This is a genomic window from Holdemanella sp. DFI.5.55 (assembly GCF_020593575.1).
In the GTDB taxonomy this organism is placed as follows: domain Bacteria; phylum Bacillota_I; class Bacilli_A; order Erysipelotrichales; family Erysipelotrichaceae; genus Holdemanella; species Holdemanella hominis.
The window spans coordinates 26,207-44,879 of the sequence record NZ_JAJDMK010000013.1 but is presented as its reverse complement, the minus strand read 5'-3'; the positions used below and the strand labels follow the sequence as shown (position 1 = coordinate 44,879).

At 35.4% G+C, this 18,673-nt stretch carries 21 protein-coding genes; 20 read left to right on the top strand and 1 reads right to left on the bottom strand.

Annotation, left to right across the window (positions count from 1 at the left end):
- The first annotated feature begins 130 nt into the window (after nt 1-130).
- The 18 genes from pepV to LJE08_RS04685 all read left to right on the top strand — a co-directional run bounded on the left by pepV (nt 131) and on the right by LJE08_RS04685 (nt 15,547).
- Nucleotides 131-1,519, top strand: coding sequence for a dipeptidase PepV (gene pepV / locus LJE08_RS04770; RefSeq protein ID WP_117923791.1), 1,389 nt, complete (start codon nt 131-133; stop codon nt 1,517-1,519).
- Nucleotide 1,520: 1 nt separating this feature from the next.
- Nucleotides 1,521-2,162, top strand: coding sequence for a tRNA (guanosine(46)-N7)-methyltransferase TrmB (gene trmB / locus LJE08_RS04765; protein WP_117923793.1), 642 nt, complete (start codon nt 1,521-1,523; stop codon nt 2,160-2,162).
- Entirely contained in the window at nt 2,155-2,493 is a 339-nt protein-coding gene (locus tag LJE08_RS04760) for a thioredoxin family protein (RefSeq protein ID WP_117923795.1), read from the top strand. The genes trmB and LJE08_RS04760 overlap by 8 nt, the downstream gene beginning before the upstream one ends.
- Nucleotides 2,487-3,155: a hypothetical protein gene (locus LJE08_RS04755; RefSeq protein ID WP_117923797.1), complete on the top strand. Its 669-nt coding sequence runs from the start codon at nt 2,487-2,489 to the stop codon at nt 3,153-3,155. Before LJE08_RS04760 ends, LJE08_RS04755 begins: the two co-directional genes overlap by 7 nt.
- Nucleotide 3,156: 1 nt before the next feature.
- The gene (gene murC / locus LJE08_RS04750; RefSeq protein WP_227402530.1) at nt 3,157-4,464 is read left to right on the top strand and encodes a UDP-N-acetylmuramate--L-alanine ligase; all 1,308 of its coding nucleotides are present in this window, start codon (nt 3,157-3,159) and stop codon (nt 4,462-4,464) included.
- Between the two features lie 143 nt (nt 4,465-4,607).
- A complete protein-coding gene (locus LJE08_RS04745) occupies nt 4,608-5,030 on the top strand; it encodes an arsenate reductase ArsC (RefSeq protein WP_186998440.1) in 423 nt (140 codons plus the stop codon).
- Nucleotides 5,031-5,293: 263 nt separating this feature from the next.
- Nucleotides 5,294-5,644 carry a hypothetical protein gene (locus LJE08_RS04740; RefSeq protein WP_117923803.1) on the top strand — a complete coding sequence of 117 codons (351 nt, stop codon included), beginning with the start codon at nt 5,294-5,296 and terminating at the stop codon, nt 5,642-5,644.
- 1 nt (nt 5,645) lies between these two features.
- Nucleotides 5,646-6,179 carry a hypothetical protein gene (locus LJE08_RS04735; RefSeq protein WP_117923805.1) on the top strand — a complete coding sequence of 178 codons (534 nt, stop codon included), beginning with the start codon at nt 5,646-5,648 and terminating at the stop codon, nt 6,177-6,179.
- A 2-nt stretch (nt 6,180-6,181) separates the two neighbouring features.
- Nucleotides 6,182-7,189 carry a LacI family DNA-binding transcriptional regulator gene (locus LJE08_RS04730; protein ID WP_117923807.1) on the top strand — a complete coding sequence of 336 codons (1,008 nt, stop codon included), beginning with the start codon at nt 6,182-6,184 and terminating at the stop codon, nt 7,187-7,189.
- Nucleotides 7,190-7,493: 304 nt separating this feature from the next.
- Complete coding sequence (gene ybeY, locus LJE08_RS04725) at nt 7,494-7,949, top strand: rRNA maturation RNase YbeY (RefSeq protein WP_117923899.1); 456 nt, start codon at nt 7,494-7,496, stop codon at nt 7,947-7,949.
- Nucleotides 7,930-8,277 carry a diacylglycerol kinase family protein gene (locus tag LJE08_RS04720; protein ID WP_186998438.1) on the top strand — a complete coding sequence of 116 codons (348 nt, stop codon included), beginning with the start codon at nt 7,930-7,932 and terminating at the stop codon, nt 8,275-8,277. The genes ybeY and LJE08_RS04720 overlap by 20 nt, the downstream gene beginning before the upstream one ends.
- A gap of 12 nt (nt 8,278-8,289) precedes the next feature.
- Nucleotides 8,290-9,198, top strand: coding sequence for a GTPase Era (gene era, locus LJE08_RS04715; protein WP_227402529.1), 909 nt, complete (start codon nt 8,290-8,292; stop codon nt 9,196-9,198).
- Nucleotides 9,188-9,910, top strand: coding sequence for a DNA repair protein RecO (gene recO, locus LJE08_RS04710; protein WP_227402528.1), 723 nt, complete (start codon nt 9,188-9,190; stop codon nt 9,908-9,910). The genes era and recO overlap by 11 nt, the downstream gene beginning before the upstream one ends.
- Nucleotides 9,910-10,326 (top strand): HD domain-containing protein, encoded by a 417-nt coding sequence (locus LJE08_RS04705; protein ID WP_117923816.1) that lies wholly within the window; start codon nt 9,910-9,912, stop codon nt 10,324-10,326. Before recO ends, LJE08_RS04705 begins: the two co-directional genes overlap by 1 nt.
- Nucleotides 10,327-10,517: 191 nt before the next feature.
- On the top strand, nt 10,518-11,897 hold the full coding sequence (locus tag LJE08_RS04700; RefSeq protein WP_227402527.1) for a glycine--tRNA ligase: 1,380 nt from the start codon (nt 10,518-10,520) through the stop codon (nt 11,895-11,897).
- Nucleotides 11,897-13,666: a DNA primase gene (gene dnaG / locus LJE08_RS04695; RefSeq protein ID WP_117923818.1), complete on the top strand. Its 1,770-nt coding sequence runs from the start codon at nt 11,897-11,899 to the stop codon at nt 13,664-13,666. The genes LJE08_RS04700 and dnaG overlap by 1 nt, the downstream gene beginning before the upstream one ends.
- 4 nt (nt 13,667-13,670) lie before the next feature.
- Nucleotides 13,671-14,894 carry an RNA polymerase sigma factor RpoD gene (gene rpoD, locus LJE08_RS04690; RefSeq protein WP_117923820.1) on the top strand — a complete coding sequence of 408 codons (1,224 nt, stop codon included), beginning with the start codon at nt 13,671-13,673 and terminating at the stop codon, nt 14,892-14,894.
- Nucleotides 14,894-15,547 carry a class I SAM-dependent methyltransferase gene (locus tag LJE08_RS04685; RefSeq protein WP_227402526.1) on the top strand — a complete coding sequence of 218 codons (654 nt, stop codon included), beginning with the start codon at nt 14,894-14,896 and terminating at the stop codon, nt 15,545-15,547. Before rpoD ends, LJE08_RS04685 begins: the two co-directional genes overlap by 1 nt.
- Here the strand turns inward: LJE08_RS04685 and ispH are convergent.
- Nucleotides 15,532-16,431, bottom strand: coding sequence for a 4-hydroxy-3-methylbut-2-enyl diphosphate reductase (gene ispH, locus LJE08_RS04680; protein WP_117923824.1), 900 nt, complete (start codon nt 16,429-16,431; stop codon nt 15,532-15,534). The two genes, LJE08_RS04685 and ispH, sit on opposite strands and share 16 nt — an antisense overlap.
- An 81-nt stretch (nt 16,432-16,512) precedes the next feature.
- Here ispH and LJE08_RS04675 point away from each other — a divergent pair, with 81 nt between their 5' ends.
- On the top strand, nt 16,513-17,835 hold the full coding sequence (locus LJE08_RS04675; protein WP_186998433.1) for a DEAD/DEAH box helicase: 1,323 nt from the start codon (nt 16,513-16,515) through the stop codon (nt 17,833-17,835).
- Entirely contained in the window at nt 17,832-18,671 is an 840-nt protein-coding gene (locus tag LJE08_RS04670) for a deoxyribonuclease IV (RefSeq protein ID WP_117923828.1), read from the top strand. Before LJE08_RS04675 ends, LJE08_RS04670 begins: the two co-directional genes overlap by 4 nt.
- Nucleotides 18,672-18,673: the final 2 nt, after the last annotated feature.

The window sequence follows — 18,673 nt, the reverse complement described above, 5'->3', positions numbered from 1 at the left end:
ACGACCCTATAAAAATTTAAGGACTATGTTCGACCCTACAAGAATTTAAATATCCAAAGTTAGGAACTCGTTAAAAACGAGTTCTTTTTTCTTGACTATGTGGTAAAATAGTTGGGTAGAGGTGAAAATTATGGATTTTAATACAGAAGTACTTAAATATAAAGACGATTTCTTAAAAGACTTAAATACACTTGTATCATATGAAAGTGTTCGTGATGAATCAACGAAAGCTGAAAATGCTCCTTTTGGAAAAAACTGTCGTGACGTATTGGATGCCATGTTAGATATGGCAAAGCGCGATGGCTTTGAAACCAAAGACATTGATGGATATGCAGGCGTTGTTGAATATGGTCAAGGAGAAGAAACATTTGGTGTTTTAGGACACTTGGACATTGTGCCACTAGGCGAAGGATGGACAAAAGATCCTTTAAAAGTAACATTAGAAAATGGCTACATCTTTGGACGTGGTGTTATGGATGATAAAGGTCCTGCATTAGCTGGATACTATGCATTAAAGATGATTCGTGACTTAAACATTCCTTTGAAAAAAAGAGTCATGTTGATTACGGGATGCGATGAAGAATCAGGTATGGAATGTATGAACTACTATGTTGATCATGCCGAAGTTCCACAAATGGGATTTGTACCAGATGCCAATTTCCCAGTTATTTATGGTGAAAAAGGTGGCTTACATGTTGGCTTAGTAAGTAGTGATGCAACTGTCATCAAGAAACTTCATGCGGGAAGCCGTCCAAATATCGTGATTGGTAAAGCTGATGTCACAGTGGATGTCATGAGTTATCAACAAGAAGATTTATTTAAATTTTATTGTGCTACGCAAGGCGTTAAGGGTTCCATCAAAAGAAGTGAAGATGGTGTAACTTTACATATTGATGGTGCATTTGCGCATGCAGCTATGCCATATAATGGTGTAAATGCCGCCGTCTTATTGTTGAACTTTATTGGTGAAGCCTATAATGATCAACTTTCAAAAGATTTATATTTCTTACTAAAAGACTGGATGGGGAAACCAGTAGGTATTGAAAAAGATGGTTTATATATGTCTTTCTTGACAATGAATACGGGTATTGTCAATATGGAAAACAATGAAACAGACATCTTAATTGATATTCGTTATCCAAATGATACAAATGCCGATGAAATCATGTCAAAATTTGATGCAACTTGTGCAAACTTGACTTCAAATATCAAAGCAGAAAATCGTGGAGATTCAACACCATTATTCGTAGACCCAGATTCTCGTTTAGTGAAAGATTTAATGAGTGTCTACCAAAAATACACAGGCGATACTTTCTCTTGTCCAATCACAATTGGTGGTGGAACGTATGCTCGTAAATTTGAAAATTTTGTATCTTATGGACCAGAACTTCCAAATGAAGTGATAGAAACCGATGCTTTTGTAGGAGGATGTCACCAACGCGATGAAGGTATTAAATTAGATAACTTATTACAAGCTATCTGTATTTATGCCGATGCGATCGTGGCATTGTGCAGCTAATATGAGAATGCGTAAAGTAAAGTGGGCAACAGACTATTTGCCTACTGCGAGTTGTTTAGTAAAAGAACCATCCAAACAAGCAGGAAACTGGAAAAAGCTATTGGATACAGATACTTTACATATCGAAATTGGATGTGGTAAAGGAAACTATTCTTTAGATATGGCTAAGATGTATCCAGACACTGGATTTATTGCGATTGAAAAGAATGAGAGTGCTGCAGGTATTGCCGCAAAAAAATACGATGAGGATACAGAAAAGAAACGTTTGAAACTGATTCAAGAAGATGCGAGTTCCATTGGAGAATGGTTTGGTCCGCGTGAAGTGGATGTGATCCATTTGAATTTCTCGGATCCATGGCCTAAAAAGCGCTATGCGAAAAGACGTTTATCCAGCGCTACTTTTTTAGATCAATACAAGCGTATTTTATCTTTCAATGGTGAAATCCAAATGAAAACCGATAACAGTGCTTTATTTGAGTATAGCTTGATTGAATTTCAAAATGCTGGTTTTAAGATGGTTGAAATCAGTGTAGATTATCGTCGTGAAAAACATGATGAAGATGCGATTACAGAATATGAACAAAAATTCATTTCTTTAGGTCAACCAATTTATCGTTGTGTTTGGAGATATGCACATGACTGAACTTCGTAATAAAGATGAATTTTTAAACGCATTAACAAATTCAGGCATTCAAGTGATGATGTTTACGGCATTTTGGTGTCCAGACTGTATGTACATCAAACCTTTCTTGCCTGAAATTGAAGAGCAATTTAGTGATTTACAGTTCTATTCTTTAAATCGTGATCATTGTATGGATATTGCGATTGAATATGAAGTGATGGGTATTCCTAGCTTTATATGTTTCAAGGATGGAAAAGAAATATCAAGATTTGTTTCTACACTTCGCAAGACAAAAGAAGAAATAGAAGCATTTCTGAATCAGACAATAGAAAGTGAGAAGGAAATATGTTAAAGGATTTAATGCATGCGATCTTCAATGAAGATGTTGAAGAAGACGATGAAGAAGAAGTCGTAGAAGAACCTGCGAAACAAGAAGAAGTAACACCTGAACCTGTTGTTGCAGAGCCACAAGTTCAAGAAGAAGAAGTTGTAAAGCCAGAGCCAATTTTAAAGGAAGCAGAAAGCTCTATTGAAACGGATCCTGAAAACTTTATGAATTCTCCTATTTTTGAAAAGGCGATTATTCAACCTAAGCCTAAGAAAACAACAATTTTCCAAGGCTTAGATGTCGATTCGATTGCGCAAGAAGAGGCAAAACCGAAACAAAAAGTGTATAAATATGATCGTCATAAATCCGTAAAAGTACGTCGTGTTGCCGAAGATTTAGATTATCAACCAGTCATTTCTCCAATCTTTGGAAATGTGGAAGATTCTAAAAAAGAATTTGATAAAGTGCACGATGCGATTACGTTAAACAAACCAGAAGATGAAGATTTCTCAAAGATCTTATCTCCAATGTATGGAACATACTTACCAAGTATGCAGCCTGCGGATTCCATTCCTGAATACAAGGTTGAAGGATCAAAGAAAAATATGAATCTTTCTGAAATGTTAGAGAAGCCAAAAAAGGAAACCAACAAACAAGAATCGTTATTTGACAAAGAAGGTGAATAAAATGGCTTATCATTTTATTGGTATTAAAGGAACAGGTATGGCTGCCTTGGCATGTATCTTACATGATGAACATAAAGAGGTCACAGGTAGTGATATCGATAAATATATCTTTACAGAAGATGGATTAAGAGCACGTCATATTCCAATCTATTCGTTCAGTTCTGCTAACATCAAGGACAATGACACAGTGATCATTGGTTTATCTTTTGATCAAACGCATCCGGAAGTGAAAGCAGCGATGGACAATCCAACTGTAAAAACATATTATTATAATGAATACTTAGGTATTTTATTAGAGTCATACAGTTCCATCTGTGTTGCGGGAACGCATGGTAAGTCTACAACAACAGGTATTTTAGGCCAAGTTCTTTCTTTACAAGATGAATGTGCATACTTAATTGGAGATGGCCATGGCTATATGCCAGAACATGCCAACCATTTTGTATTAGAATCTTGTGAATTTCAAAGACATTTCTTGGCATATCATCCAGATTATGCGATCATCACGAATATTGAATTGGATCACATTGACTACTATAAAGATATGAATGATTATGTATCGGCATTCCAAAGTTTTGCAAACCAAGTCAAAAAAAGCATTGTCATCTTTGGGGATGATGAACACCTTAAAAATCTACACTACAATGTGCCAGTAACTACATATGGTTTAAAGGATGGCAATGATTATCAAGCCATTCATATAGAACAAGGCCCATTTGGTATGCATTTTGATTGTAAGCATAATGGTGAAATTCTAGCTCACGTTGAATTAAATGAAGTGGGAGATGCCTTTATGCAGGATGCCTTAGGCTGTTTTGCGCTAGCCCATATGTTAGGTATGCCAGCCGATATCATTGTACAAGGCTTACAAGACTACAAAGGAATCGCTCGTCGATTTGTGATTGATGAAGTCAAGGATAGTGTATTAGTCGATGACTATGCACACCATCCAACAGCGATTCGTCTAATGATTGATGCAGTTCGTAAAAAATATCCAAAAAAGAAAATCGTAGCGTTATATAAACCAGATCGTTATTCACGTCTACAATATTTCTTGGATGACTTTGCGAAGAGTTTAAATACGGCGGATCAAGTATGTTTACTGGATTTCCCTAAAAATGCCGTAAGAGAAGATGAAACAATCACAGTCACAATTCAAGATTTAATGGATCGTTGTCCTAATGCGATTTTATTAGATGTAGATGATGCTTCAGCTGAAAAGTTAAAAGAATTAGCTCCAGCAGCCTTCGTCTTTATGTCTAGTAAGGACATCTACTTATTGAGAGATAAATTAGAAAAAATCTTATAAGAGTATCTAAGGATAAAAGTCTATACCTTTTCATTAGGATATAGGCTTTTTGTTCTGTTAAGACAGAAGAAGTGAAATCATATCCTATGGAAAAACATTGACCTAAGACGAAGCTAAAAACTAGGAAAGGTGGGTATGTATTTATGAAAAAACCAAAGGTGGCTTTTATCTGTGTTCATAATTCTTGTCGTAGTCAAATTGCGGAAGCATTGTCAAAACATCTTTCTTCAAATGTATTTGAAAGCTATTCCGCTGGAACAGAAACAAAACCACAAATCAATCAAGATGCCGTACGTTTAATGAAAGACATGTATCAAATAGACATGGAAAAAACACAATATTCCAAACTGTTGTCAGAAATACCGCAAGTAGATATTGTGATCACAATGGGATGTAATGTAAATTGTCCTGCAATTCCATGCAAATATAGAGAAGATTGGGGATTGAGTGATCCTACCGGAAAAAATGATGTGGAGTTTTCAAAAGCCATTCACTCCATTCATACGAAAATACTTGAATTAACAGAGAAAATAATAAAGGATGAGCTGATTTCAAAGAAAATATGAAAAAACAACATGGTCATACATCGATTTAAGCATATCCTGTTTTGAAGAGTATAGAGATATGTGAGTGTTAAATGAAAGCCTGCGTTTATGGTGAACATGTTCATCATTTCCCTAAATTTTGCGTCTAGAATGTATTTTATGGAAGTGTTTGAGTAATTCGACACTTCCTTTATTATTTGTAGCGTTTACACACTTGTGAAAAAAGTTTCAAAATAAATAGATAAGTTAGAAAGTTCATGTTATAATCTTTCTGAGGTGGTATTGTGAGTTTAGATATCTTTATGAGTACATTAGCTCGTGCATTTTCATATGTGTTACCCATCGTTGGTGTCATCGCATTAATTTATATGATTCTTTTTTTGAAACAATTGATTGAAACTTTAAAACAAGTTTCAAAAACATTGGATACGGCCAATGATCAATTGAAAAAACTAGATGCGCCATTAAAAACGGCAGAAAATATTTCAAATACGGTGGATGAGATAAATCAAACCGCAAAAGAAGCGTTTATAAATGTGGTTGGTGCGTTCAGTGAAAATGTACAAAATGCCAAAGACTGGTTTCAAAGTAAAAAAACTGGAAAAGAAAGCATAGAAACAAAGGAGGATGAATGACATGGATGAAAAACAATTAATTGATGATTTAGAAAAAGAATCGATGCTAGAGCTTGAAGTAATGCATGAATCCGAAAATACAGATAATGAAAGAATTATTGAGGATGCCAAGAGCAAAATCGAAAAATTATTCGATGATGTGCGTGACTTATTAAAGGATGCTTCAGATCCTGAAAAGGTTAAGGAAGCATTATCACAGGCAAAAGAAGATGTGAAAGATATTCTTTCTTCGACAAAGGATAAAGTGGTTGAAGTAAGTGAAAGTGAACAATTTAAACAGACAATGACAGCTGGAAAAGAATTCTTACAGGGTACAGCTGGATTGGTTGTTGATGGCTTTAAATATGGAAAAGAAACACTAAGAAAAAATGATTCTTTGCGCAAGGTGATTGATAAGGCGGATGAAAAAGTCGATGAAATTCGTACGAATGATTCTGTTATTCGTGCCGTTGATAAAGCAGAAGAAGTAACGGGTAAAGCTACCGAAGCATTGTTTAGTGGATTAAAGAAGATTTTTAATAAGGGGGACGAATAGGAATGAAACGAATTACCATTTATGATGTTGCCAAAGAAGCCGATGTCTCATTGGCAACTGTATCACGTGTTATTAATGATAGTAATGTAGTGCGCGAAGATACACGTATGCGTGTTCAACAAGCGATTGAAAAATTGGGTTATAAACCAAATGCGATTGCGCAAGGTTTAGCATTGTCTAAAACTACGACAATTTCGATCGTAATGAGCGAGAAATTGTTTGCGTACAACGCAAAAATCTTGAATGGTTTGATGGATGTCGCAAAAATCTATAACTACAACATCATGTTCCATACAACAAGCAAGGGAATTTCAAAAATGCAGGATGTGATTGAATCTATTATTAAATCACGTGTCGATGGTGTTATCTTGTTTAACGACAACTTCTCAGAAGATGAAATGGAAGTTTTACATGAATACCAAATTCCAATGGTTGTAGTTGGAAGTAAATTAAAAGGCCAAAAGATTGGTAACGTTGGAAATGTATATATCAACTTCGAACGTATGGCTTATGAATTTGTGAATGAATGCTTCGAAAAGGGCATTGATGATATCTCTATGGTAGAAGATAAATTGAATCTTTCTATGATGGAACAATTAAAAGCGGGTGTAGATCGTGCTTATGCAGAAAAAGGATTGGTATTTGATAAGTATGTTACATACGATGATAGCTACAAATCAAGCTACACATTCTTATCAGACTACTACAAGAACCACAAGCCAAGTCGTATGGTCATCACATTCCGTGATTCTCAGGCCATCGCTTTAATGAACGCATGTAAAGAATGCGGATATTCAATTCCAGATGACACAGAACTTGTATGTATCTTGAACTCAAAATATTTGACAATGATGCGTCCAACAATTTCAACTTACAACATTCCTGAATATGATTTAGGAGCTGTTGCGATGCGTTTACTAACTAAGATGTTAGTGGAAGATGAGACGGTTAAACAGAACAAAGATATTGAAATTTCATTCTCAAAATTATTTAGAGAAACTACAAAGTAAGAGTTCGTTTTGAACTCTTTTTTTATATTAAGATTTTGGTATCAGAACAGGATCAGAAGTTTATGATATCTTACTGGATGATAGATACATAGATCATGGATGAAATTCTGAAGTATTTATAAAAATGCATATAATAAAAACTTCATCAATAAAGAATGAATGAATCGGAATATCGAATGATTCAGAAAGATGGAGTGGATATCGAAATGTTACCGGACGACTTGAAACAAACCGGCACGTTATTTAGATGTGTGATTTTTTCGAAAAAAAAGTTTTTTTTCTTGGTTTAGTGTATAATCAAGGCATGGAAATAATTTTTACAAATAACGCAAAAGATAGAAGTGTCTATCGATACAAAAAAGATTTTGAAATGATATTAGAACGTGCCTGCAAGGTGTTAGACAGAAAGGGAGACTGGAGTTTATCGGTAATTTATGTAACACCTGAACAGATTCACGAAATTAATCGTGACTATCGTAATGTTGACCGTCCTACAGATGTCATTAGCTTTGCGATTCAAGATGATATGAGTGATATGTGGATTGAAGAAGATCAATATGAACTTGGTGATATTTTCATCAATGTGCAAGCGATTCGTGATCAAGCTAAAGCCTATGGTCATTCGATTCGTCGTGAAGCATGTTTCTTATTCTGCCATGGATTACTTCATTTAATGGGATATGATCACATGAAGGAAGAGGATGAAAAGGTGATGTTTGCTTTACAGGATGAGATCTTAGATGAATTGGTTCAAAGGTAGATTTAAATATGCTTTTCAAGGCCTGTTTTACGCTTTCACTTGTGATCGCAGTATTCGTCTTCAAGGCATCTTTGGATTGATTGTCATATTGTGCGGCATTCTCTTTCATTGTTCACTAAATGAGTGGATGATGTTGATTTTCGCCATTGGTTTAGTATGGTTTAGTGAAATCATCAATTCGTGTATTGAAAGATGCGTTGATTATATTTCTCTTGAACATACAGAACAAGCCAAACATATTAAGGATATGGCCGCAGGAGCTGTCTTTATTATCAGCATGCTTGCCGCATGTATTGGGCTTTATGTATTTTTGCCCAAACTATTTTAAAACGGAGGTAAAATGAGTAAATATAAATCAGGATTTATTGCGATCGTAGGAAGACCCAATGCAGGAAAATCAACATTGTTGAATGCATTGTTAAAAGAAAAAATCGCAATCATGTCGGACAAACCGAATACGACAAGAAACAATATTTCGGGTATTTTGACAAATGAAGATTGTCAATATGTGTTTGTAGATACACCGGGTATTCATAAGCCGCAACAACAACTTGGACGCGTCTTAAATAAGAATGCCTATTCAGCAATGGAAGATTGTGACGTGATCGGATGGATCGTAGATGGCTCTCAAGCCTTTGGAACTGGAGATTCATTCATCTTAAAACGTATTGAAACATTACATAAACCGGTTGTATTGATCATGAATAAGATTGATAAGCTTGGTAAGGAACAATTATTAAAGCGTTTGATGTATTGGCAGAAACAATATGACTTTAATGATATTGTTCCAATCAGTGCTTTGGATAAAGACAATCTCGAAGAGTTGTTGAAGGTGTTCAAAGGGTATTTGCCAGAAGGCGAGCCAATGTTTCCTGAAGAAATGAAGTCGGATCATGATATTAATTTTAGAATGTGTGAAATTGTTCGTGAAAAGATCTTATTTAAAACACATGAGGAAATCCCTCATAGTGTAGCGGTTATTTTAGAGCGTAAAGAAAAACGTGGCAACCGCATGTATCTTCTAATGATGGTGGTAGTCGATCGTGAATCACAGAAGGGAATCTTGATTGGTAAACAAGCGAGTATGATTCGTTCGATTCGTTTAGATGCACAAAAGGAATTAAAAGATATGCTCGGATGCAGTGTGGATTTGGAACTCTTTGTGCGTGTCGAAAAGAATTGGCGTAATCACGAAAACAAGATCAAAGAATTCGGTTTAGACGAATTAGAACAAATCGATGAAGACTAAGATTCAGGCGCTTGTATTAAGTGTTGGTGAATACAAAGATAAGGATGGCCTAGTCAAAGTATTGACGACAGATTCCATTTTAACTTTATACGCAAGAGGACTGTTCAAACCCAATTCTAAGAATTTGCGGCTTGTACAGCCCTTTTCTTATAATGAATTCATGATCGAAGATAAGACGAAAATGCCCTTATTACTACAAGGACAAACCATTCATTATTACTATCACATTCAAGAAGATCTGTTTAAATCGAGTTGTTGTTTTGTATTGCACGACTTGATTTCTAAAACTAAAAAAGAAGAGAATTTATTCAATATAGTATTGGATTGTTGGAAGGCAGCCGACAAAGACTTAGATGATTTTTATTTCTGGGCCTGCATCATTCTAAAATATTGTATTGAACAAGAAGGGATCCAACCGTTTATCCAAGGGTGTGTACATTGTGAAAGCACAAGAGTCGAAACTCTTTCTGTAAAAGATGGTGGATTCTTATGCGAAAAGTGCAATCACAATCAATATCCAAAATGGAGTGTAGAACAATTAAAGAAATATCGCGCTCTATTTAGGTGCAAAGAAGAAAACTTAGAGTATGTTAAAGATCATTTCAATTTCAATCTTGATGACTTAATCTATCTAGCCAAATGGATGGAGTATCATACTCATAAGAATTATCCAAGCATTCGCTTTTTAGAAAGTATACGAGGTTTTAAGTAATGTTTCATGAATTAGCATTTCAAATCGCAAAAAAGGCACATTCTAAACAAGTGGATAAAGCAGGGAAAGATTATATCTTGCATCCGATGAAAGTGGCTTCTTATATGGATACGGATACAGAAAAGGCAGTTGCGTATTTGCATGATGTATTAGAAGATACAAATGTCACAGAAGATGAATTGAGAAATATGTTCCCAAATGAAATCGTAGATGGTGTAATTACATTAACGCATAGAAAAGATGAATCTTATTTTGAATATATATCTAGAGTATCTACATCAAAGTTAGCTAAAAAGATAAAGGTTGCAGACCTTTTACATAACTTGGATATCACAAGAATCAAAGAACCCACAAAACAAGATTATCAAAGGCTAGAGAAGTACAAGAAAGCGATTCTATATCTTGCGACGCACTAGTTTTGTGGTACAAAACATATGAAAATAAGAGAACCTATTTTTAAGTGGTTGATTAAAAACAGGTCATGAGAAATCATGGCTTTTTCTTTGCGTGTGTCTTTGGATTTAGTCTAGAAATTTGTTGATAAATGAGATATAATATGAAAGTGTATCCTTTTGTCTGTATACATGAAAGAAATGAGGTAAATAACATGAACGAAAAGACATTCAATGATGTAGTAAATCACATGAAAACCTCTGGATTTGTTTACCAAGGTTCAGAAATTTATGGTGGTTTGGCAAATACTTGGGATTTTGGTCCTTTAGGCATTGAATTAAAGAACAATATTAAAAATGCATGGTGGAAACGTTTCATCCAGGAAAGTGAACACAATGTAGGATTGCAGAGTGCAATCTTAATGAACCCTAATGTATGGGTTGCCAGTGGTCACGTTGGCGGATTTAGTGATCCATTAATGGATTGTAAAGAATGTAAGAGCCGTTTTAGAGCGGATCAATTGATTGAAGAAGCCAGCAATCACACAGTAAACTGTGGTGGTATGTCAAATGAAGATATGGAAAACTATATCGCTGGACATGAAATTACATGTCCAAAATGTGGAGCTAAAAACTTTACAAACATTCGTCAATTTAACTTGATGTTCAAAACATTCCAAGGTGTATTAGAAGATGCGAAGAGTACAATCTATTTGCGTCCAGAAACTGCACAGGGAATCTTTGTCAACTTCAAAAACGTACAAAGAACAATGCGTAAAAAGTTACCATTCGGTATTGGACAGATTGGTAAGAGTTTCCGTAACGAAATTACACCAGGAAACTTCATTTTCCGTACACGTGAATTTGAACAGATGGAACTTGAATTCTTCTGTAAACCAGGAACGGATTTAGATTGGTTTGAATACTATTGTAAAAACTGTGTTCAATTCTTAAAGGATTTGGGTATCAACAAAGAAAACATTCGTTTACGTGCTCATGATCCAGAAGAATTAGCACACTACTCAAATGGTACAAGTGATATCGAATACCACTTCTCTGAACCCATCGGATGGGGTGAATTATGGGGTATCGCAGACCGTACGGACTTTGACTTAAAAGCACACCAGACAACTTCTAAACAAAACTTAGAATATTTTGATCAAGAAGCAAACGAAAAATACATTCCATACGTTATCGAACCAAGTGTAGGTGTTGAACGTTTGATGTTGGCCGTAATGTGTGAAGCTTACCAAGAAGAACAATTAGAAAATGATTCTCGTGTTGTCTTAAAATTACACCCGGCATTAGCTCCATATAAAGTAGCTGTACTTCCACTTTCTAAAAAATTATCTGATCAAGGGGATGAAGTGTTCGCTAAATTAGCTAAACACTTTAGTGTAACGTACGATGATGCACAAAGCATTGGTAAACGTTACCGTCGTCAAGATGCGATTGGTACACCATTCTGTGTTACGGTAGATTTCGAAACCGCAAACGATGGATGTGTTACGGTTCGTGATCGTGATACTATGCAACAAGAACGTATCGCTTTAGATGACCTTGTTTCATATATTGAAAAAAGAATTGAATTTTAATGAGCTGGATATCAGAAGATGATATAAAGGCCATTCGTCAGCAGGCTGATATTGTTGATGTGATGTCCCGTTATATCACATTAGAAAAAAAAGGCAAAGACTATAAAGCAATTTGTCCATTTCATGATGATCACGATCCTAGTTTATCAATCTCAACTGATAAACAAATATTTAAATGTTTCGTATGCGGTACTGGAGGAAACGTCTTCACATTTGTACAAAAGATTGAAAACATTTCATTTCTAGAAGCCGTTTGTAAGGTTGCAGAACTGATTCATTATCCTTTACACATGGATAAAAGTCAGTTTCAACTCAAGGTTGATCAAAATCAGCCTTTATATGACTGCGTTCAATCGTACATTCGCTTTTTAACATATGAGTTGCAGAGTGAGAATGGCGAAAGCGTGAAAAGGTATTTAAGTCAAAGAAAAATAAATGAAGATATTATAAAAAGATTTGAGATTGGGTATGCACCTGAATCGAGTCGTAGTGTGAAGTATCTCAAGGCAAAAGGTTTTAACGAACAAATACTCACAGATACAGGTTTAATTCGTACTCACGATCTAGATACCTATGCCGTATTCGACAATCGATTGATGATTCCAATTCATGATGAAAATGGAAATCCCGTTGGATTTACGGCCAGGCGCTTAAATGAGGATAAGGATGTAGCCAAATATATCAACACTTCTGAAACAAAGATCTATCATAAGGGCAATTTGATTTTTAATTATCATAGAGCCAAAGCATTTGCGAAAAAGAACAAGCGATGCATATTAGTTGAAGGAGCTATGGATGTCATTGCCTTTGAAAAGGCAGATATTCATGAAAGTATTGCTTGTTTAGGAACAGCTTGTACAAAAGAACAAATAACGCTATTAAAACGCTTAAACGTTCCTTTGGTTGTCTGTTACGATGGGGATCGAGCTGGTAAAGCCGCTACCTATAAGTTTGGAAAATTAGCCGTTGATTACGGACTGAATTTTTCCATAGTAAAAAATACAACCGGTAAAGACCCAGATGAAATCTTTAATGAACTAGGAAAAGATGAACTCTATTTATCTGTTCATAAAACTGTATCATTTGTAGAATTCTTATTTGATTATTTACCGAACCAATATGATTTAGACAATTACGAGGATAAGAAAAAATTCACATCGGAAATGCAGTCATTCATTGAAAGGACATGTACCGATTTTGAAAAGGCCGATTATTATTCTCGTATCCGAGATTTGACAGGATTTGATTTATCACATCAATCTGCAAATATTCCGGCACCCAAAAAAGAATCCAGAAATAATGCGGCTGTGGTTCGAAATATAGAGCCATTAAAAAATGGAAGAACACTTGCCGAACACGGTGTTTTATGGATGATTCTAAACAGTAAACTTGCGGCCGATCAATTCAAAGATCAGATTGGTTTTTTCCAAGATCCAGTCTGTGAAGAATTGTCATTATATTGTTACGACATGTATCGAAATATGGACCACATTGATTTTGATGTACTGATGAGCTACATTGAAAAAGAAGACGTCCGTAATTTGTTGGTAAGCCTGATGGAAAACGCGTTTCATGTTGATGGATATAATGAAGACTTCTTTAACGATAGTTTAATGAAGATCAAAGAATGTACTTTACAAGCCCAAATTGACAATCTCAATGATCAGATCAAGAGTGTGCAAGATCCGATGTTAAAGATTTCCTTGGCTAGTAAAAAACAGGAATTAATTATTCAAAGAAATGAAATCTTACATCGAAAGGAAGGATGAAAGAATGGCAAATGAAAAATTAAAGTTTACAAGCTTAGAAGAGGCAAAAGAATTCTTGCTGAAGAGTAAAGAAGAAAATGCCGATGTTTCCCAAAAACAATTCTTAGATGCGGTAAGTGCTTTAAATTTAGATGATGATACAATGGATGATCTATATAACTGGATCGACGAAAACTTAATCGAATTTATCGATGGGGACGAATTAGATGATGATGAAGTCTTAGACGATGATCTAAGCGACGAGGATTTGGACGAAGAAGATTCAATTGCGGAAGAAATTTCGCAATTGGAAAAGACATTCGCTAATGCATCTCATGCCAAGATTAATGACCCCGTTAAGATGTATCTAAAAGAAATTGGTCAAATTCCATTGTTGGATCCAAAAGAAGAGCCCATCATTGCTCGTCAGATCCAAGAAGGGGAAGAAGCCAAAGAAGCGATGAAAAAACCTGATTTAAGTGATGAAGAGAAAAAGAAACACGCAAAAGTCATTGCGGACGGTGAACAAGCCAAACAAATGTTGATTTCTTCAAATCTTCGTTTAGTTGTATCTATCGCTAAAAAATATGTAGGACGTGGCATGTTGTTCTTAGATTTGATTCAAGAAGGAAACTGTGGTCTAATTAAAGCTGTTGAAAAATTTGACTACACAAAAGGTTTCAAATTCTCTACATATGCGACATGGTGGATTCGTCAATCTATTACACGTGCAATCGCAGACCAGGCACGTACAATTCGTATTCCCGTACACATGGTTGAAACGATCAATAAACTAACGCGTATTCAACGTCAATTGGTGCAAGATTTAGGTCGTGATCCATTACCAGAAGAAATTGCCGAAAAGATGGAGAATATTTCAGCGGAAAAGGTTCGTGAAATCCAAAAGATTGCCTTGGATCCAGTCAGCCTAGAAACACCAATCGGTGAAGAAGACGACTCGCACTTAGGTGACTTCATTGAAGATAAGGATACATTATCTCCAGATGATTACACAAACAACCAATTATTAAAAGACGAAATCAATGCCGTTCTACAAGGTCTTACAGAACGTGAAGAAAAAGTATTGCGTTTGCGTTTTGGCTTGTTAGATGGAAGAACTCGTACACTTGAAGAAGTTGGCAAAGAATTTAACGTAACACGTGAGCGTATTCGTCAGATTGAAGCCAAGGCATTACGTAAATTGAAAAATCCAAATCGTTGCAAGCGTTTAAGAGATTTCGTAAAATAATGATACCTTGTTCGAATCGAATTCAAGAAATATTAGAATGGGTGAATGGAGAGTGCATTGCGGACATTGGCTGTGATCATGCCTATGTTGTCTGCAACGCCATTCTGAATCATCAATCTAAAAAAGGCTATGCCTGTGATGTGGCACAAGGCCCATTAGATAATGCCAAGAAAACGATTGAAGAGAATCACTTATCCGATTTGGTATCTTGTCGATTATTAGATGGCATTCAGGGCTTAGAAAGCGATGTAGACCAAATCATTATTTGTGGCATGGGAGGAAAACTCATTATCGATATCCTATCAAACGGAAATTTGTATCGTGGTTTACGTCTTTTATTATCTTGTCATAAAGATGATTTTGCCTTACGAAAATATTTACACGATCATCATATTCATATTGTAAGAGAAAAAATGATTTATGATCATGGACACTACTATCCTGTTCTTGATTGTGTTTGCGAAGATAAGGAACAAGAGGTTTCTACATCCCAACTTTACTTTGGTGTAAACATGCTTATTGATGAAATATATGCAGCGTATTTAGATTTTGAAGAGAATAAGTATAAAAATATTCTTTCCAAAGTCAATAAACCTGAATTTATTGAAAAAATTGAATATATAAAAGAAATCCGTACTCACAGAATTTCCTGAATACGGATTTTTGGTTTTTTCATATCGAAAGATAAATAATCTTTGACTTGATTCGTTAAATACGTAGGCGTACTTGCACCACTTGTAATCGCAATCGTGGTATATTTTTCAAAATCTTTCTTATCAATATCTTCGGCCGTTTGAATCGAGAAGACATGTTCAATGCCAGCCTGTTTTCCAATATCAACAAGTTTTTGCGAATTGTTACTAGTTGGATCTCCCACGACAATCAAACAATCGACGTTTTTTAAATCTAAAATAGCTTGTTGCCGAACACGCGTAGCGTTACAAATCTCATCGTGGAAGAGGGCATTCGGGTATAAGCGTCTAATTTTTTCAAACGTATCCTTCAATTCATAGATCGACATAGTAGTCTGGTTTGTCACAAAGATCTTTGAAGTATTCACTTTAGGAATCTCTTTATGTGGTTCAATCAAATGCACATGCTCACTCATTGTATAAATAGATTCGGCTTCGGGATGTTTATTTTTACCAATATAGAGAATGGTATACTCTTCATCTAAATATTGCTTCACAATCTTTTGTGTTTGAAGTACAAATGGACAACTCGCATCCACCAAAATCAATCCTTTTTCTTTGGCCTTTTCATAGACTTTAGGACTGACGCCATGCGCTGTAAAGATCACAATGCCTTCATGGATTTCATCTAATAATTCCACGCGTGTCTTTGTCTTATCTTCAATGGTATCAATTGAATAATATTGAAGCGCTTTTTTTACATATTGATTATGCACTAGATTACCCAATATGGTAATCTTTTGATCTGGATATTGAATTCTTGTTTTTTTGGCGGTTTCAATGGCTTTTAAAACCCCACCGCAATAGCCCTGAGGCTTGACTATAATGATATTTTGTGTTTTCATGTATACATTATGCCCTAATTTTTTGTATTTGTAAAATGGGAAGAATTTTGGGATAATACTAAAGTAAAGGATGTGAAAATAATGAATAATCGTATTCAAGAAATAATGGATTTAGAACATTTTAAAACTTTAACACCGATTCAAGAACAGGTGTTAAATCGTAAAAATAAAAATAGAGATATCATTGGTGTATCAAGTACAGGATCAGGAAAGTCACATGCTTTCTTTATGCCTATCTTTGAAATGCTAGACTTTGATCAAGACTGTGTACAAGCTGTTATTTCAGCTCCAACTAGAGAACTTGCATATCAATTGTATGATCGTTGTCGTAAGATTGCCAAACACTTCAATGTACGCGTGAAATTAGTCACAGGTGGTATGGAAAAAGTGACACAAATGGAAAAGCAGCCACAAATCGTCATTGGTACGCCTGGAAGAATGAAAGACATGTTTATTAAAGATAATGTCTTGCGTTTGGATACGGCTAAAATTGTCGTAATCGATGAAGCGGATATGACATTAGAATTTGGTTTCTTAGAAGATATTGATGAAATTCTATCGAAGATGGATAAGAAGGTTCAAATGATGGTTTTCTCAGCAACTATTCCAGAATCTTTACAACCATTCTTAAAGAAATATTTATATGATCCAGAATTTATTGAAATCAAAAAGGAAGAAGCTTTCCAAAGCGATGTAAAACACATTTTAGTTCCTTGTAAGCATAAGAGCTACGAACAAAAGATCTTAGACGTACTTCCATGTATTCAACCTTATGTATGTTTGATTTTTGCGAATACTACACTAGAAGCTCAAAGTATTGCGAAAACCATGCGTGAAAATGGATATGATCTAGTCGAACTTCACTCAGGGCTTGAATCACGTGCGCGTATGCAGGCCATTAAAATGATTCAAAGCCAGAAGAAAAGCTACATTGTAGCCAGCGATATTGCCAGTCGTGGAATTGACTTAGAAGGAATTACGCACGTTATTAGTTGTGGATTCCCAAAAGATTTAAAATTCTATATCCACCGTGCAGGTCGTACTGGAAGAGCGAGTCGTGATGGACAATGTATCGCTTTATATAAAGAAAGTGATGCGAAATCAATTCAGTCATTAATCAAACAAGGCATTGAATTTGAACATCAGGATGTAAAGAATAAACAATTTGTAGATTTAAAACCATATGTGAACAAGCGTCCTATGAAAAAGGATGAATTTCATGAAGAAGTGGAAAAAATCGTTCACAAGAAAAAGAAAGTAAAACCAAACTATAAGAAAAGACAACGCCAGGAAATTGATCGTATGAAACGTAGGAAGCGTCGTGAAATGATTAAGTCGGATATTAAGCGCCAACAAAAAGAGCGTGCTAAAGAAAGACAACGCCAAAAAGGAATGGACGTATGATCTATTTAGGTAGTCACGTATCTTTTAAAGCTCCAAATTACTTTAAAGGCGCTATTGAAGAAGCACTATCCTATGGAGCGAATGCCTGTATGATCTATACGGGTCCTCCAAGTAATACGCGTCGTGTGGACGTATCTAAATTAAAGATAGAAGAAGCCAAAGACTATATGGCTGAACACAATTTTTCTATCGATCGCGTGATTGTACATGCACCGTATATCATTAACTTGGCTAATGCTCTAAAACCAGAAACAGCCCAGTTTGGTCAAGACTTTTTAAAGACGGAATTAGAGCGTGTTTCTCAAATTGGTGCAAAAACACTTGTACTGCATCCAGGAAGTCATGTAGGAGCGGGTATGGATGTGGGTATTGAATGGATTATCAATGGTTTAAATGAAGTGTTAGATCATGATGATACAGAAGTTAAGATTGCCCTAGAAACGATGGCTGGAAAAGGCAATGAGTGTGGCTTTACCTTTGAACAGTTAGCCAAAATCTATGAAGGAATCCATAAAAAATCGCGTGTTGGCTATTGTATGGATACATGTCATATTTGGGATGCCGGGTATGATATTACGCATTTTGATGAAGTTTTAGATAAATTTGATTCTATTTTAGGTTTAGAGAATCTTTTATGTATGCATATCAATGATTCTAAGAATCCACTTGGTGCACATAAGGATCGGCACGAAAATTTAGGCAAAGGTTATATAGGATTTGATGTATTGCACTCCATTGTGCATCATCCTAAATTAGAACATGTCACAAAAATATTAGAGACACCTTTTATTGATGGAAAGGCGCCTTATAAAGAAGAAATCTCAGCTTTGCGCTGAGA

What these genes read in the sequence shown, in the direction of transcription:
- pepV (WP_117923791.1), top strand. Translation starts at nt 131, where the DNA reads ATGGATTTTAATACAGAAGTACTTAAATATAAAGACGATTTCTTAAAA.
- trmB (WP_117923793.1), top strand. Translation starts at nt 1,521, where the DNA reads ATGAGAATGCGTAAAGTAAAGTGGGCAACAGACTATTTGCCTACTGCG.
- LJE08_RS04760 (WP_117923795.1), top strand. Translation starts at nt 2,155, where the DNA reads ATGACTGAACTTCGTAATAAAGATGAATTTTTAAACGCATTAACAAAT.
- LJE08_RS04755 (WP_117923797.1), top strand. Translation starts at nt 2,487, where the DNA reads ATGTTAAAGGATTTAATGCATGCGATCTTCAATGAAGATGTTGAAGAA.
- murC (WP_227402530.1), top strand. Translation starts at nt 3,157, where the DNA reads ATGGCTTATCATTTTATTGGTATTAAAGGAACAGGTATGGCTGCCTTG.
- LJE08_RS04745 (WP_186998440.1), top strand. Translation starts at nt 4,608, where the DNA reads ATGAAAAAACCAAAGGTGGCTTTTATCTGTGTTCATAATTCTTGTCGT.
- LJE08_RS04735 (WP_117923805.1), top strand. Translation starts at nt 5,646, where the DNA reads ATGGATGAAAAACAATTAATTGATGATTTAGAAAAAGAATCGATGCTA.
- LJE08_RS04730 (WP_117923807.1), top strand. Translation starts at nt 6,182, where the DNA reads ATGAAACGAATTACCATTTATGATGTTGCCAAAGAAGCCGATGTCTCA.
- ybeY (WP_117923899.1), top strand. Translation starts at nt 7,494, where the DNA reads ATGGAAATAATTTTTACAAATAACGCAAAAGATAGAAGTGTCTATCGA.
- LJE08_RS04720 (WP_186998438.1), top strand. Translation starts at nt 7,930, where the DNA reads ATGAATTGGTTCAAAGGTAGATTTAAATATGCTTTTCAAGGCCTGTTT.
- era (WP_227402529.1), top strand. Translation starts at nt 8,290, where the DNA reads ATGAGTAAATATAAATCAGGATTTATTGCGATCGTAGGAAGACCCAAT.
- recO (WP_227402528.1), top strand. Translation starts at nt 9,188, where the DNA reads ATGAAGACTAAGATTCAGGCGCTTGTATTAAGTGTTGGTGAATACAAA.
- LJE08_RS04705 (WP_117923816.1), top strand. Translation starts at nt 9,910, where the DNA reads ATGTTTCATGAATTAGCATTTCAAATCGCAAAAAAGGCACATTCTAAA.
- LJE08_RS04700 (WP_227402527.1), top strand. Translation starts at nt 10,518, where the DNA reads ATGAACGAAAAGACATTCAATGATGTAGTAAATCACATGAAAACCTCT.
- dnaG (WP_117923818.1), top strand. Translation starts at nt 11,897, where the DNA reads ATGAGCTGGATATCAGAAGATGATATAAAGGCCATTCGTCAGCAGGCT.
- rpoD (WP_117923820.1), top strand. Translation starts at nt 13,671, where the DNA reads ATGGCAAATGAAAAATTAAAGTTTACAAGCTTAGAAGAGGCAAAAGAA.
- LJE08_RS04685 (WP_227402526.1), top strand. Translation starts at nt 14,894, where the DNA reads ATGATACCTTGTTCGAATCGAATTCAAGAAATATTAGAATGGGTGAAT.
- ispH (WP_117923824.1), bottom strand. Translation starts at nt 16,431, where the DNA reads ATGAAAACACAAAATATCATTATAGTCAAGCCTCAGGGCTATTGCGGT.
- LJE08_RS04675 (WP_186998433.1), top strand. Translation starts at nt 16,513, where the DNA reads ATGAATAATCGTATTCAAGAAATAATGGATTTAGAACATTTTAAAACT.
- LJE08_RS04670 (WP_117923828.1), top strand. Translation starts at nt 17,832, where the DNA reads ATGATCTATTTAGGTAGTCACGTATCTTTTAAAGCTCCAAATTACTTT.